The sequence below is a fragment of the Brenneria populi genome, assembly GCF_036016195.1.
GTDB classification, from domain to species: domain Bacteria; phylum Pseudomonadota; class Gammaproteobacteria; order Enterobacterales; family Enterobacteriaceae; genus Brenneria; species Brenneria populi.
On record NZ_JAYWTM010000001.1, the window covers coordinates 316,107 to 329,445 of the forward strand.

At 60.7% G+C, this 13,339-nt stretch carries 12 protein-coding genes; 2 read left to right on the top strand and 10 right to left on the bottom strand.

The window, feature by feature from the left end; genetic code table 11:
• Positions 1–45 precede the first annotated feature (45 nt).
• The 4 genes from VSX58_RS01480 to VSX58_RS01495 form a co-directional block, all read right to left on the bottom strand.
• Positions 46–1,185 carry an amidohydrolase gene (locus VSX58_RS01480; RefSeq protein WP_327616487.1) on the bottom strand — a complete coding sequence of 380 codons (1,140 nt, stop codon included), beginning with the start codon at positions 1,183–1,185 and terminating at the stop codon, positions 46–48.
• A 137-nt stretch (positions 1,186–1,322) separates the two neighbouring features.
• Positions 1,323–2,036 carry a cysteate racemase gene (gene cuyB / locus VSX58_RS01485; protein WP_327616488.1) on the bottom strand — a complete coding sequence of 238 codons (714 nt, stop codon included), beginning with the start codon at positions 2,034–2,036 and terminating at the stop codon, positions 1,323–1,325.
• Positions 2,029–3,039 (bottom strand): D-cysteate sulfo-lyase, encoded by a 1,011-nt coding sequence (gene cuyA / locus VSX58_RS01490; RefSeq protein WP_327616489.1) that lies wholly within the window; start codon positions 3,037–3,039, stop codon positions 2,029–2,031. Before cuyA ends, cuyB begins: the two co-directional genes overlap by 8 nt.
• A 13-nt stretch (positions 3,040–3,052) precedes the next feature.
• Entirely contained in the window at positions 3,053–4,093 is a 1,041-nt protein-coding gene (locus tag VSX58_RS01495; RefSeq protein WP_327616490.1) for a malate/lactate/ureidoglycolate dehydrogenase, read from the bottom strand.
• A gap of 270 nt (positions 4,094–4,363) precedes the next feature.
• Here VSX58_RS01495 and VSX58_RS01500 point away from each other — a divergent pair, with 270 nt between their 5' ends.
• Positions 4,364–5,461: an iron-containing alcohol dehydrogenase family protein gene (locus tag VSX58_RS01500; protein ID WP_327616491.1), complete on the top strand. Its 1,098-nt coding sequence runs from the start codon at positions 4,364–4,366 to the stop codon at positions 5,459–5,461.
• 46 nt (positions 5,462–5,507) lie between these two features.
• Here VSX58_RS01500 and VSX58_RS01505 read toward each other — a convergent pair whose 3' ends face one another.
• The gene (locus VSX58_RS01505) at positions 5,508–6,377 is read right to left on the bottom strand and encodes a GntR family transcriptional regulator (RefSeq protein ID WP_327616492.1); all 870 of its coding nucleotides are present in this window, start codon (positions 6,375–6,377) and stop codon (positions 5,508–5,510) included.
• Between the two features lie 327 nt (positions 6,378–6,704).
• Positions 6,705–7,151, bottom strand: coding sequence for a hypothetical protein (locus VSX58_RS01510; protein ID WP_327616493.1), 447 nt, complete (start codon positions 7,149–7,151; stop codon positions 6,705–6,707).
• A 338-nt stretch (positions 7,152–7,489) separates the two neighbouring features.
• On the opposite strand from VSX58_RS01510, the gene VSX58_RS01515 reads away from it, so the two are divergent.
• The gene (locus VSX58_RS01515) at positions 7,490–8,662 is read left to right on the top strand and encodes a MalY/PatB family protein (RefSeq protein WP_327616494.1); all 1,173 of its coding nucleotides are present in this window, start codon (positions 7,490–7,492) and stop codon (positions 8,660–8,662) included.
• 61 nt (positions 8,663–8,723) lie between these two features.
• Here the strand turns inward: VSX58_RS01515 and VSX58_RS01520 are convergent, their stop codons facing one another.
• Genes VSX58_RS01520 through VSX58_RS01535 form a run of 4 tightly spaced genes read right to left on the bottom strand, consistent with a single transcriptional unit; the run spans position 8,724 to position 13,295 of the window.
• Positions 8,724–9,839, bottom strand: a complete 1,116-nt coding sequence (locus VSX58_RS01520) for an alkylhydroperoxidase domain protein (RefSeq protein WP_327616495.1) — start codon at positions 9,837–9,839, stop codon at positions 8,724–8,726.
• Complete coding sequence (locus tag VSX58_RS01525; protein ID WP_407654847.1) at positions 9,836–11,491, bottom strand: dipeptide ABC transporter ATP-binding protein; 1,656 nt, start codon at positions 11,489–11,491, stop codon at positions 9,836–9,838. The genes VSX58_RS01520 and VSX58_RS01525 overlap by 4 nt, the downstream gene beginning before the upstream one ends.
• Positions 11,492–11,493: 2 nt before the next feature.
• On the bottom strand, positions 11,494–12,354 hold the full coding sequence (locus VSX58_RS01530; protein WP_327616497.1) for an ABC transporter permease: 861 nt from the start codon (positions 12,352–12,354) through the stop codon (positions 11,494–11,496).
• Positions 12,351–13,295: an ABC transporter permease gene (locus tag VSX58_RS01535; protein ID WP_327616499.1), complete on the bottom strand. Its 945-nt coding sequence runs from the start codon at positions 13,293–13,295 to the stop codon at positions 12,351–12,353. Before VSX58_RS01535 ends, VSX58_RS01530 begins: the two co-directional genes overlap by 4 nt.
• Between the last annotated feature and the right edge of the window lie 44 nt (positions 13,296–13,339).

Below are 13,339 nucleotides of genomic sequence, written 5' to 3' on the forward strand. Positions count from 1 at the left end.
GCGCAGGGCAAAGCCAAGACGCGCGGCTAATCCCGCGCGGCGGGATTAGCGTTCGGCCAGCTTTTGCAATGTTTTGCCGGCCAGCAGGTCGAAATAGCGCGCCGCCGGCAGGATGGCCGCTTCGTCGGGATTGAAGCGCGGATGATGCAGGCCGAATTCGCTGGCGGAGCCGATATTGACGAAAGCGCCGGGGACGTGATGCAGGTAAAACGCGAAATCCTCGCCGCCCATCTGCTGCGCTTGATCCTGCACCCGATAGCCTGCCTCGCGCGCCACCGCTTTGCTGAACTCCGCCCACTCGCCGCTATTAATCAGCGTCGGCGGGCCGGCATACCAGCGCAGCTCCGCCCGCGCGCCAAATCCGGCGGCGACGTTTTCGATCAACGCGCGCAGCTTTTGCGGTACGGCCTCCCTGATTTCCGCGCTGTGGGTACGCACGGTGCCTTCCAATTCCACCCGCTCGGGCAGAACGTTCCAGGTGTTGCCGCCGCCGATGCGCGTAACGCTTAGCAGCACCGAATCCAGCGCGCTAAAACTGCGACTCGGCAGGGTTTGCAGCGCGGTAATGATATGCGCCGCCGCGACGATGCTGTCCGCGCCCTGTTCCGGATAAGCGGCGTGCGCCCCTTTGCCGCGTACGAAAATTTCGAAACGATCGACATTGGCGTGCATGGGGCCGGAGCGGGTGGAGAAAACGCCCACCGGCAGGGCGGGGGCGTTATGCGCGCCGAATATCACGCTGACATCCCGCAGCGCGCCGGCGTCAATCAGGTGATTCGCGCCATTGAAGGTCTCTTCCGCCGGCTGAAATAGGATACGCACGTTGCCCGCCAACTGCGCTTCGCGCGCTTTAAGCAGCAGCGCGGCGCCCAGCATAATGGAAGTATGGGTATCGTGCCCGCAGGCGTGCATGACGCCTTTATGGCGCGAAATAAACGGCTGCGTCGTCTGTTCGTCTATCGGTAAGGCGTCGATATCCGCCCGCAGCGCGATGGTGGGGCCGGCACGGCGGCCGATTTGCGCCACGACGCCGGTTTTCAACGCCAGCGGCAGAATATCGATCCCGGCGGCGCGCAGCCAGGCGGTAATTTTTTCCGTAGTGCGGAATTCATGATTGGAAAGCTCCGGGTATTGGTGCAGTTCCCGGCGCCAGGCGATGAGTTTATCAGCCAGAATATCGGTCATATATCAACTACTTATTAATATAACGGAAGGATCAAATTAACAATCGCGCTATTTGTGGTCAAAGGCTTATTTTGGATAAGTTAATATATGGAATAGGTTAAGAGCCTATCCCGGTAGGCGTTATCGGCCCGCACGCGTCAGGCGCGCGCCTGACGCCATAGCCGAACGCAGGCCTGGGCTAGCGCGTCGGTCGGGTCGATGGCGATGGATAGATGCGGCGACGCCGCCGCGGCCAGCGCCGGCGGCACTTCGGTGCAGGCCAATACCAGCCGCTCCGCGCCGCGTACCGTCAACCGTTCGGCCAACTGCTGCAACAGCGCGCCGCCCTCCGGCAATGCGCCGCGTTTGACCGCATAGCAACCCGGTACGAACCACTTTTGCAGTTCGTCCGCGGTCGGCGTCACGGTTTCAATGCCGAGCGCGGCGAAGCGAGCCTGAAACCAGCCCGCGTCCAGCGTGCCGCGCGTGGCGATCAGCCCTACCGTCGCCGGGCGTGACGGCAGTTCGGCCACCGCCTGCGCGGTGATATCGGCGATATGCAGCAGCGGCGCCTGGCTGGCGGCCGCCAGGGCGTCATACCAGTGGTGGGCGGTATTGCAAGGGATGGCGATATGGTTGACGCCGGCCCGGTTCAGTCCGGCCAGCGCGTTTAACAGCTGCGGCAGCGGCGAAGGGCCGTCGCCCGCCAGCGCCCGCTGGCGATCGGCGATTTGCGGCACATTCCATACCACCGTGGGCACATGATCCTGATCGCTTTGGGCCGGGGTGGCGGACAGGATTTTTTGCTGTAGATCCAGCGTCGCCAGCGGCCCCATGCCGCCCAGAATGCCTAAACGCCACGACTCACTCAACGCTCTGCTCCAGCCACTGGCGATAGCCGAACAGCCCGGCCGCGCCGCCGGTATGGATAAACACGATATTCTGATCGGGGGCGAAGCGGCCCTGGCGGATCAAATCGATCAGCCCGGCCATGCCTTTGCCGGAATAGACCGGATCCAGCAGGATGCCCTCCAGACGCGCCAGCAGGCGCAGCGCCTCCAGCGTGCCGGCGGTGGGCAGACCGTAGCCGTCGCCGACATAATCGCTATTGACCTGCACTTTGTCGCGCGGCAGCTCGCCGTTTGCCTCAAGCAGTCGCCAGGTACGATTCGCCAACTGATAAACGTTCTCTATCTGGCGTTCCCGCGGCGCGCGGACGCTGATGCCGAGCACCGGAATGCCGCTGTTGGTGGCATTCAGTCCCGCCAGCAAACCGGCCTGCGTGCCGGTGCTGCCGGTGGCGTGAACCACCAGGTCGATACGCAGCCGCTGCTGGCTGGATTGCCATAACAACTCTTCGGCGCAGGCCGCATAGCCGAGCGCGCCTATCTCATTTGAACCGCCGCCCGGGATCACATAGGGCGTGCGCCCTTCGGCGCGCAGGCGTTCGGCCAGTTGCTCCATCGCCGCCTGCATGTCGGCGCCGGCCGGCAGATGATCCTCAATCTCGCCCCCCAGCAGATCGTCCAGCAAGATGTTGCCGGAGCGCTGATACTCTTCGCCGAAGTCGGTTACGCGGCGTTCAAGAAACGCCCGCGTCGGCAGCCCGATTTTGGCCGCCGCGGCGATGGTCTGACGCACATGATTCGATTGGGTCGCGCCCTGGGTAATGATGACGTCCGCGTTTTGGCGCTGCGCGTCGGCCAGCAGGAATTCCAGCTTACGCGTTTTATTGCCGCCGGTGGCCAGCCCGGTGCAGTCGTCGCGCTTGATCCACAGGCGCGGGCCGCCCAGATGGCGGCTCAGATTATCCAGCGGTTCCAGCGGCGTAGGGAAATGGCCGAAGTGTAATCGGGGAAAACGGGATAAATGCATAACAAATGCCTCTTTAGGTCAATAGGGGGGCGGACAGGGGGGCTTTCTCCAGCGCCTGAAACTGACGCCAGCTAACGTCGTCAATCGCGATGCCCTCTCGCAGTCGTGTCTGATAGTGACGCAGCTCGGCGTCGCCGGGCAGCAGAAGTTCGTGATCGTCGCGGGAGGCGCGGGTCCAGTCCAGCATCTCCGTCACCGCCTGCGCGTAATCGTCGCCCGCTCCCAAACGGGCGGGGTCGAACACCACCGATAACATATTGTTGATGATGCCGGGGCCGGTCGGCGGCGGCGCGCTTTCGGTATCGCCGCCGGTCAACGCCGCGCCCAGCAGGCTGCATACCAGCGCCAGCCCGGAGCCTTTATGTCCGCCGAACGCCAGCAGCGCGCCGAACGGCGCCTCCATCAGCCAGCGCGGATCGATGGTGGGCTGCCCCTGGTTATCCACGGCGCAGCCCGGCGGCAGCTCTCGCCCTTCGTTCCAGGCGATACGCGCCTTGTTGCCGGCGATCATACTGGTGGCGAAATCCAGCACCAGCGGCGGTTTTCCGGCCACCGGAATGCCGACGCAAAATGGGTTGGTGCCGAAACGGGGGCGCTGCCCCTGGAACGGCATCACGTTGGAGCGCGAGCCTACGTTGGCGAAACTCAGCGATACCAGCCCGGCGGCCGCGGCCTGCTCGGCCCAGGCGCCGATGCGTCCTAAATGGTGGCTGTGCGCCAGTCCCATGACCGCGACGCCGAATTGCCGCGCCCGATCGATAGCCTGCTCCATCGCCTGCCGGCCGATGACCTGACCGAATCCTTGGCCGCCATGAAACGACAGCATTGCGCCCGCATCGCGCACCAGCTTTAGTTCGGCGCGCGGGTTGAGATCGCCGGCGGAGATGGCCTGCACGTAGCGCGGCAGCAGGGTCACGCCGTGCGAGTCGTGCCCCTTTAGCGATGATTCGACCAGGTTATCGGCCACTTCGCCCGCCACGGACTCGTCCACGCCCACGGCCGTCAGGCGTTGGCGCAGATAACCGCGCAAATAGGTATGGCTAAATACCGGCATTCCCTTTTCTCCGAACCAGTAAGGATAATTTCAAGCCCAAAACTATAACGCCGGCGTTTTTTTTATCTAACGACATAAATTAACTTTTTATATTCAATAAATTGCTATGCTAGAGCTTAATAACCTTATTGGCTAAGCAAAGGTAAAATTGACTTTTGACAGGCTGCCGGCGCTGTTTACACTCGAAAAAAACTTTTTCATGGCGGATGAAAATCGTTATCTCGATAAATGATTTCTCATGTGCTGAATCATCTTTAGTGGAGCGCAGCGTTGGCGATATCGATTAAAACCCCGGCGAATTATTTACAACAGGCCGGCGTGGTACGACAGTTGGGCGAATACGTCGCGCCGTCGGCGCGCCGCGTTTTGCTGATTAGCGGCCACACCGCATGGGACAAAACGGGAGCGGCGGTCGCGCAAAGCCTCCATTCTCATAACATTGTTTTTGAGGTGGCGTATCAGCAGGGCAAATGCACGCTGGAGACTATCCAGCGGCTGGCGCGTCAGGCCGCGACGCTAAAGGCGCAGGCGATTATCGGCATTGGCGGCGGCGTGGCGATGGATACCGCCAAGGGCGTCGGTGAAGTCGCCGGGCGTTTGCCGGTGATTCAGCTTCCGACCGTGGCCGCAACCTGTGCCGCCTGGTCGCCGTTTAGCGTGCTATATGATTCACGGGGCGCTCATTGCGGCACTTTGCCGCTACAGCGCTACCCGCTGTGGATTCTGGTCGATACCGAGATGATCGCTGCGGCGCCGGTGCGCTTCCTGAAGGCGGGCATTGTCGACGCGCTGGCCAAATGGTTTGAGTTCACGCCCTATTTGCGGCAGGGGGAGACGGATCTGGGGCTATCCCTGCAAATTCAGGCGGCGAAAATGGCGCTGGAAATCTTCGAACGCGATGCCGAGCAGGCGTTGGAGGATAACCGGCGCGCCGCCGTCACTCCCGCGCTTGCCCGCGTCATTGACGCCGCGATCGCGCTAGCCGGGTTGGCCAATAGCGTACGCGACGACAGCCAACGCATCGGCGTGGCCCATGCCATCCACAACAGCATGACCCAACACCCGGAGTTCGATGCCTGGCTGCACGGCGAAAAGGTCGGTTATGCGCTTGGCGTACAGGCGATACTGCAGTACGAGGCCGCCGTTGAGCGCCGGCCGTTGCTGGGCTGGCTGGAGCGGCTGGCGATCCCGCTTACGCCGGAGGATTTGGGCATCGGAGACAATGCGGCGCTGCTCAAACATATCGCCGCCGGGGTTAACATCAAGCCGGAGGCGAGGGCGCGTCTCCCTTTCGCCGTCGATGAGGCGCACCTGGCGGCGGCGTTGCTGGCTACGCGCCGGCAGGCGCGCCGCGCTTTCTCTCTCTAGCGGGGATCGACGGGCCGTTAATCGGGGAACGTCGGCAACGGCGCGATTAACGGGTAAAGTTTTTGGCGAAGGTGAGCTTCTCTTTTTTGCCGTTAAAGAGGATTATTTTAAATGCGCACTTATCCGCCCTGGTAATAGAGTGCGTATACTCTAATACGCTGCCGTCATTTAAATAAGATAGCCGATTAATAAAGAATCCCGGCATGCTGTTGTCGCATTTTAACAACGCGCGGACGGCGGCGTTCTCTATCAGGATGGATTCTATCGTTTCTTCGGCATAGTCAAAGGGTAGTGAATAAATTTTTTGCAATACGTTATAGAGTGAGCGGTGCTCGAATTTTATCTGCTCGATGCCCTGGCATAAATAGTAAGGTATATAGGTGGTCTCCAATAAGATTGGCGATTCATCGGCATTTCTTACCCTGACTATTTTAAAAACATCGTCGGCGTCTGCGGGCAATTTTAATTTTTTGGCGATCGCGGCGTCGGCCTTAACGACGCCTTGTTCTATCACTGTCGATGAGGGTTCGAGCCCGACGGACATAATACTTTCGGTAAAATTATAGAGGTTATTGATATTCCGCTGAATCTTACCGGTTTGCACAAACGAGCCTTTCCCGCGTATCCGCGTGATGAAACCCTGATCATATAGGCTGTTCATTGCCTGACGCGCGGTGGTGCGGCTGATTTTCAGCAGGTCGCACAGCTGGTTTTCAGAAATCATTTTCTCTCCGTCTTTAAAAAGGCCCAAACGGATATGCGAGATAATGAAATTTTCGATTTGTTTATACAATGGAATGTCGCTGGTGAAGTTTAATATAAAATCGTTTTGAAATTTTTCTATTATTGTATCGCTCATGGTGACATCCGTATTGCTATTGTGGGGGATGTTGTTAAATGACGCTATACTCGTCATACTTCAAGCTGCGAATGCGTTGGCTTTGTTACTCGCCCCGTTGGGGCCGCCGCAAGCGGCGTTCAAATCTGCTCCCGGCAGATTTGTCGCTCACCCCAGTCGCTTGACTTCAGTAAGCTCCTGAGGATTAATGAGAGACATCCTGTCTCTCACCGCAGGTTAGCCTTTGGCTGGTCAAATTCGTTCCTGACGAATTTGTCGCAGCAATGCCGCGTTATTCGGCCTGATGACCTCACCCCTTCGGGGTCAGCGCAAGCGCTGTTCAAAAACGCTTTAGCGTTTTTGTCCTGCAACTCGAATTATTTAGAGTATATATTAATGCCTGAGTTATGGATTAATGATTTTTTGTATGTTTAGGTAGTTATTTGCATACAGACAATTATGGGGCGGCAGCAGGTCGTCGTTTTTGTCGATAAGAATGACCTTGCAATTTAATTTGACCAGCGGGTCAATGGCGTCTAGATAATCATTTATAAAGAGTGTCGCCGCGTATTCTTTATGCTTTTTGATAAAATCAATCAGCTCAGTATATGTGTTGCAATATATGAAGTTTTTACCGGATGCCGAATTTTCGTCTTTTAGCCAATAGGCGTCGCTTTCGTCTTTGCCATGAGGAATTATCACTTTCCAGCTATCGCTATCCAATGTATCAATAAATTGCGCCACGCCGGTTAATAAATAAGCATCTAAACGGCGGTCGCGGCAATGGCCTGCGTCGATCCCGCAGGGGGGTTCGGTTATGGCATTGAGTTCGAAGAGATATAAATCTTTCATCGCACTACCTGTATTGATAATTGACTTGGGTTGTATCATACAACTCAAGTCATGAAAGGCAAGCGCGCTTCCGTCCGGTGGAGGAAATGGAGGCTATAGCGAGTCGAATATATAATTTATTGTTATTTAATGAGAAAAAATGAGTTTTGGGCGGAGGAACGCGATTTGTTCCGAGTTTTATGCCGGAATCGTTAAAAAATTTGCCGTTTTCGCTGTTTTTTAACCGGTTGTCGTCACAATCGATTGCCTATGGGGCGCCGGGATACGTTATAAACTACGCGGAGCCTGAGAAATCCCCGACCGCGCGCCGCTGAATCCATGATTGGGAGGGATGAATCGTGCATTATGACTTCGATCGTATTATTGACCGACGCGGCAGAAATTCCACCAAATGGCTGGCGGTGGCGAACCGCGTCAACGCGCTCGGCGAGCCGGCGATCCCGCTATGGATCGCCGATATGGATTTCGCCGCGCCGCCGGCGGTGACGCAGGCACTGTACGATGCGGCCGCGCACGGCGTTTTCGGCTATACCGACTGCGCCGGTCTGGTGATCGAACCGCTGCGCGCCTGGCTGGCGGCGCGGCACGGCTGGCGGATTCCGGCGCGGTGGGTGACGCTCGTCAACTCGGTGGAGACCGCGATGGACGTGGTCATTCAAACGCTGACCGAACCGCAGGACGATATCATCATCCTCTCGCCCGGCTTCGGCGCTTTCGCTCGCGTTATCGAACAGACCGGGCGCAATACCATCGAGGTGATTTTAGATGAAGGCGACGGCGGTTATACGCTGAATATCGCCCGGCTTGAGCGCCGGCTTAGCGGCAGAACCCGCCTGATGATTTTGTGCAACCCGCATAACCCTATCGGTAAAGTCTGGCGCGCGGATGAACTGCGGGAGATCGGCCGTTTCTGCCGGCAACATAATTTGCTGCTGCTGTCGGATGACGTGCATCACGATCTGATCATCGGCGATGTTCCCTATACGCCGCTGGCCGCTCTTGACGCGTCATTCGCCGATTTCACCGTTACCTTCACGTCGCCGGGCAAAACTTTCAATATCGAAGGCGCGCAAATCGCCAACCTGATTATCGGCAATGAGGCGCTCAGGGAGAAAATCAGCCGCGTTTTCCGCCGGCTCAATATCCATCAACCCAACCTGTTCGCGCTTTACGCGGCGGACGCGGCATACCGCCACGGGGCGGATTGGCTGGATGCCCTGTGCGATTACTTAAGGAGCAACGCCGCGCTGTTGCGCGAGGGCATTGGGCGGATTGCCGATATCGAGGCGTTCGAGACGCAGGGCGGTCATCTCGCCTGGCTCGATTTCAGAAAAACCGGGCTGGCGCAGCAGGCGCTGGAGCGGCGGCTGTTTGACGATGCGGGATTACTGCTGGAAAGCGGCCTGCGCTTCGGGGCGTCGGGAGCCGGTTTTATGCGTTTGAATTTCGCCCTGCCGCGCGCGCGGCTGGCTGAGGCGATCGGCCGTTTGCAACGCGTTTTCAGCCGATAGGGGAAGCGCCCCGCCGGAGATGGCGCACCCTTCGTCCGGCGGGCGATAGCGCTTCCCTCGTTTAGCGCGTAGGCCGGAACGGTTCTCCCAGCGTCAGCATCAGCCGGTTGGCCCAGGCGAAGAAGGCCGCGGACTGCGTCAAATCGAGGATTTCCAGCGTATTCAGCCCGTGTTCGCGCAGGCTTTTCAGATCCTGCGCGTCGGCCTGCGCCGGCGTGGCGGAAAGCCTGGCGGCGAAGGCGACGATCGCCTGCCAGCGCGCGGGCTGATCCTGGGCGAGGTCGCCGCCCGGCGGCGTATCCAGCAGGCGCTGCAGCGCCGCGGGCTGTTTAGACAGCTGGCCGGCCTTGCGCGCATGAACCGAGGCGCAGTAAATGCAGCCGTTGACTTTGCTGGCGACCGCCGCCGCCAGTTCGCGCTCCGCGCGCGGCAGGCCGCCCGGGGTGTAAAAAATCCCCTTATCCGTCAGCGTACGCTGTTCCAGCACCGGCAGGTTGCGTCCCAGCAGGCGGAAATAATCGGAATCGGTATGGCCGAAGCGGGCGAGGAGCGCCTGCTCACCGGCGTTGAATGCGTCTAGCGCCTTGGCTTCCACCCAGGGCTCCCAGCCGAGCTCTTCCTGAGTGAACGCCTGCGGCGCGCGCTGGCCGCTCTGGGTGTGCGGTTCGGTGCGCCAGCGGCCGGCCACGGCTTTTTTTTCCGGCGGCGTATCGACGCGGCGCTCCGCCAGTAGACGCAAACCGCGCAGCAGCCGGCTTTGAAAACTGACGAACGCCGCTATTTGTGACAACGTAACTATGGCGTCAAGCGTCCAGCCCGCGGCGATCAGCGCCTGAAGGTGGGCGGGTTCGGCGCCGGCCGGGTCGCGCGTCAGGCGCTCGGCGTGTCTTAACGCGGCGCCGACGGCGGGGTTTGACGGCGGCGTGGGCAAGGTTTTTCGCCGGTCGGCGTAAAATTGCCGTAGCCGGCTATCCTGATGCCAGTCACTGATGTTTTCCGCCAGCCACAGCCGTAACGAGAGCGGCGGCGTAGCGCTTTCGTCAACGTCGAATAACGCCCGATAGCTGCCTTCGGCGTGCTGCGTCGCCGCGCCGCGCGTTTGACGCGCCCGCGCCAGTTCGCCGTCCGGGGCGATCTCCGCCAAGTCGTTTAAAATATCATGGTCGTACCAGGTCATAGTCTCTCCTGTATGCTCAATGCCGGCGACGCCGGCCGGCCGGGAATGGCGGCGATCAGCTCGCGCGTATAGCGGTGGGCGGCATGCGTGAAGATACGTTCCACCGGCCCGGACTCCACCTGTTTGCCGTGATGCAGAACGGTTACGGTATCGGCGATCTGGCGCACCACGGCCAGATCGTGAGAAATAAAGACGTAGGTCAGCCCGAGCGCGCGCTGAAGCTCCCCCAGCAGCCGCAAAATCTGCGCCTGCACGCTGACGTCCAGCGCCGAGACGGCTTCGTCCAGCACCAACACCTGCGGTTCCAGCACCAGCGCGCGCGCAATGGCCACCCGCTGCCGCTGTCCGCCGGATAGCTCGTGCGGTTTTCTGTTCAGCAGCGCCTCCGGCAGCGCCACCCGGGCAAAAATCTCATGCACCTTGTCGACGCGCTGCGCCCGGCTATAGCGGTTAAAATTGCGCAGCGGCTCTTCGACGATGGAGAACAGGCTCTGCGCAGGATCGAGCGAGCTGTAGGGATTTTGATAAACCAGCTGAATTTTTTGCCGCAGCTGGCGCAGCGCTTCGCCCTTCAGTCGGGCGATGTCGGTATCGCCGATCAGAATGCGCCCGGAGGTTGGCCGCTGAAAGCCGAGCAGGCTGCGCGCGGTAGTAGTTTTTCCCGATCCCGATTCGCCGACGATGGCGTGCGTGGTGCCGCGCTCCACGGTGAACGACAGGTCGTCAACGGCGCGCAAAGGCGCGCTCTTCGCTCCCGCCGGCCGGTACTCCTGCACCAGATTCTCCACGCCGATCGCTATTTCGCCGCTTCCCGAACGGGAAGGGCGCCGCGGCGCGTTGAGCGACGGCACATCGGCCAGCAGCGCCCGAGCGTATTGGCTGCGCGGAGCCGTGAGGATTTCACGCGTCGGCCCCTGTTCCTGAATATAACCCCGCTGAAAAACCAGCAGACGATCGGCGCGTTCCGCCGCGACGCCCAGGTCATGGGTGACGAACAGCAGCGCCGTGCCGTTTTCCCGCCGCAGTTCGTCCAGCAGATCGAGTACGCGTTTCTGTACCGTGACGTCCAGCGCGCTGGTCGGCTCGTCGGCGATAATCAGCGCCGGTTTCAGGGCGATGGCGATGGCGATGAGCACCCGCTGCTTCATACCGCCGGAGAGTTCGTGCGGATACTGTTTTACCCGCAGTTCCGGCCGAGTCAGCCCCACGCGCGCCAGCAGGCTGAGCGTTTTTTCCCGGATGTCGCGTTTCGAGGCGCGCTGGTGCAGATGCAGAATTTCATCCACCTGCGCGCCGATGGTTTTGACGGGGTTGAGCGAACTGACCGGATCCTGCGGGATCAGGCTGATGCGCGCGCCGCGGATGCCGTCCAGACGCTTTTGCGGCCAGCGCCCGATGTCGACGCCGTTAAGGCGGATGGCGCCGCGCATCAGGCGGCCGTTCTCGGGGAGAAGGCCGATAGCCGCCTGCGCGGTGGTGGTTTTCCCCGAACCTGATTCGCCGACCAGCGCGACCACTTCGCCGGCGTCGATGTGAAACGACACGCCTTCCACCACCGTCCGTTCGGCGCCCCGGACGCGGTAGCCGATGGCGACGTCCTCCAGTTCCAGCACCGGAGGCGCGGCGCCGGCCCGCCGCCGGCTGATTTGCAGACTCACTCTCTTTCCCTCCGCAGTGATTGGCTGATACGGTTGGCGGACAGCACCACTAGGAGCACGACCAAACCGGGGAAGGCGGTTAACCACCAGGCGGTTGAGAGATAATTACGCCCTTCGGCGATCAGCAGGCCCCACTCCGGGGTCGGCGGCGGCGCGCCGTAGCCGAGAAAACTGAGGGTGGAGATCGCCAGAATGGCGCTGCCGAACTGCAGGGCGGCGAAGGCGAGCACGGTGCTTAGGGTATTGGGCAAAATATGACGCCATAACACGCTAAAGAACGAGCCGCCGCTGCCGTAAGCCGCTTCCACATAGTCGCTGCGCCGCACGCGCAGGGCTTCGGCCCTGACCAGACGGGTAAAGCCGGCGAGGGAGGTGATGCCGACGGCGACGGCGGCGTTGACGGTGCCGAATCCCAACAGAATGATGACGCTCAGCGCCAGCAGCAGGCTGGGGATGGCGAGCAGAATATCGATAAAGCGCATGATCAGGCTATCCAGCCGGCCGCCGACCGCGCCGGCCAGCAGGCCGAACAGCGTGCCCAGCGCCAGACCGAGCCCGACGGCGAGCGCGGCGCCGGACAGGGTATGCACGGAACCATACACGATGCGGGTATAGAGATCCCGCCCCAGTTGATCGGTGCCCAGCGCGTAGCCCGCGCCCGGAGGCAGGCGCTGCGCGCCGGCGACGCCCTCTATCGGACTATAGGCGGTAAACCAGCCGGGAAACAGCGCCCACAGCGCCACGGCGAGCAGCACCAGCCAGGCGGCGATCAGCCCCGGCTGCACGGCGCGCCGGGCGCGATCCGCCCCCTTTCGCCGTAGCGGGAAAGCGATTTTTCCCTGATGAGCGATCGTCATGACGCGACTCCTGTGGTGTTTTTCAGTCGGGGATCGAGCAGGGGGTAGAGCAGATCGATAAGCAGGTTAATGACGACGAACGCGGCCGCAGAGATCACCACAATCGCCTGTAGCACGCTGCTGTCTTGGGTATTCACCGCCTCCTGGGTAAGCTGTCCTAGTCCGCTGCGGCCGAATACGGTTTCCGTGACCAGCGCGCCGGCCAGCAGTTCGCCGAGCAGCAGGCCCGCCACCGTGACGGTCGGCGGCAGGGCGTTGCCGATAACGTGCCGCCACAGCACGCCGAGACGGCTGGCGCCCTTGGCGCGCGCCACGGCGACAAACGGCTGCGTCTGCACCTGTTCGATGCTGCGCATCAGAATTTGCGCCAGCGGCGCGGAAATCGGCAGGGCCAGCGTCAGCGTCGGCAGAATCAATCCTTCCCATTCGCCGGGGTTGATCACTGGAATCAGCCCCAGTTGGAAGGAGAAGATCTGAATCAGTACGATGCCGAGCCAGAAGGTGGGGATGGAAATAAACAGCGACGGCAGGGAGTGCAGCGCCGCGCGCAGGCGTTGGAACGGGCTCATAAAAGCGAACCCGGCAATCAGAAACGCCAAGATAACCGACGTAACCAGCCCCAACGCGGCCAGCAGCAGCGTCGGCGGCACGTTTTCCGCCAATAATTCGGCCACCGGCAGGCCGGACTGCAGAGAAATGCCGAAGTTACCGTGCAGCAGGCTGCCGATGGCGTGAAAGTATTGCGTCAGCAGCGGAACGTCGCTGCCGTAGGCCAGCCGCAGCTGGGCGATCTGATCCGCGCTCAGCCCCAGCTCCGGATTCTGGAATTTAATCAGCACGGCATCGCCCGGCAGCGCCTGCAACAGAATGAAGGCGAGCGTAAACGCGGCCCAGAGTACAATCAGCGCCTGCGCGAAACGCACCGTCAGATATCTGCCCATGATGGTTCCTCCTTGCTCATTCCCTGCCGGCGAGCGGCAAGGAA

Bases quoted from the DNA above. Each gene is read 5' to 3' on its own strand.
- VSX58_RS01495 (WP_327616490.1), bottom strand. From the start codon at position 4,093: ATGCCGGTATTTAGCCATACCTATTTGCGCGGTTATCTGCGCCAACGC.
- cuyA (WP_327616489.1), bottom strand. From the start codon at position 3,039: ATGCATTTATCCCGTTTTCCCCGATTACACTTCGGCCATTTCCCTACG.
- VSX58_RS01510 (WP_327616493.1), bottom strand. From the start codon at position 7,151: ATGAAAGATTTATATCTCTTCGAACTCAATGCCATAACCGAACCCCCC.
- VSX58_RS01535 (WP_327616499.1), bottom strand. From the start codon at position 13,295: ATGGGCAGATATCTGACGGTGCGTTTCGCGCAGGCGCTGATTGTACTC.
- VSX58_RS01505 (WP_327616492.1), bottom strand. From the start codon at position 6,377: ATGACGAGTATAGCGTCATTTAACAACATCCCCCACAATAGCAATACG.
- VSX58_RS01480 (WP_327616487.1), bottom strand. From the start codon at position 1,185: ATGACCGATATTCTGGCTGATAAACTCATCGCCTGGCGCCGGGAACTG.
- VSX58_RS01530 (WP_327616497.1), bottom strand. From the start codon at position 12,354: ATGACGATCGCTCATCAGGGAAAAATCGCTTTCCCGCTACGGCGAAAG.
- VSX58_RS01520 (WP_327616495.1), bottom strand. From the start codon at position 9,839: ATGACCTGGTACGACCATGATATTTTAAACGACTTGGCGGAGATCGCC.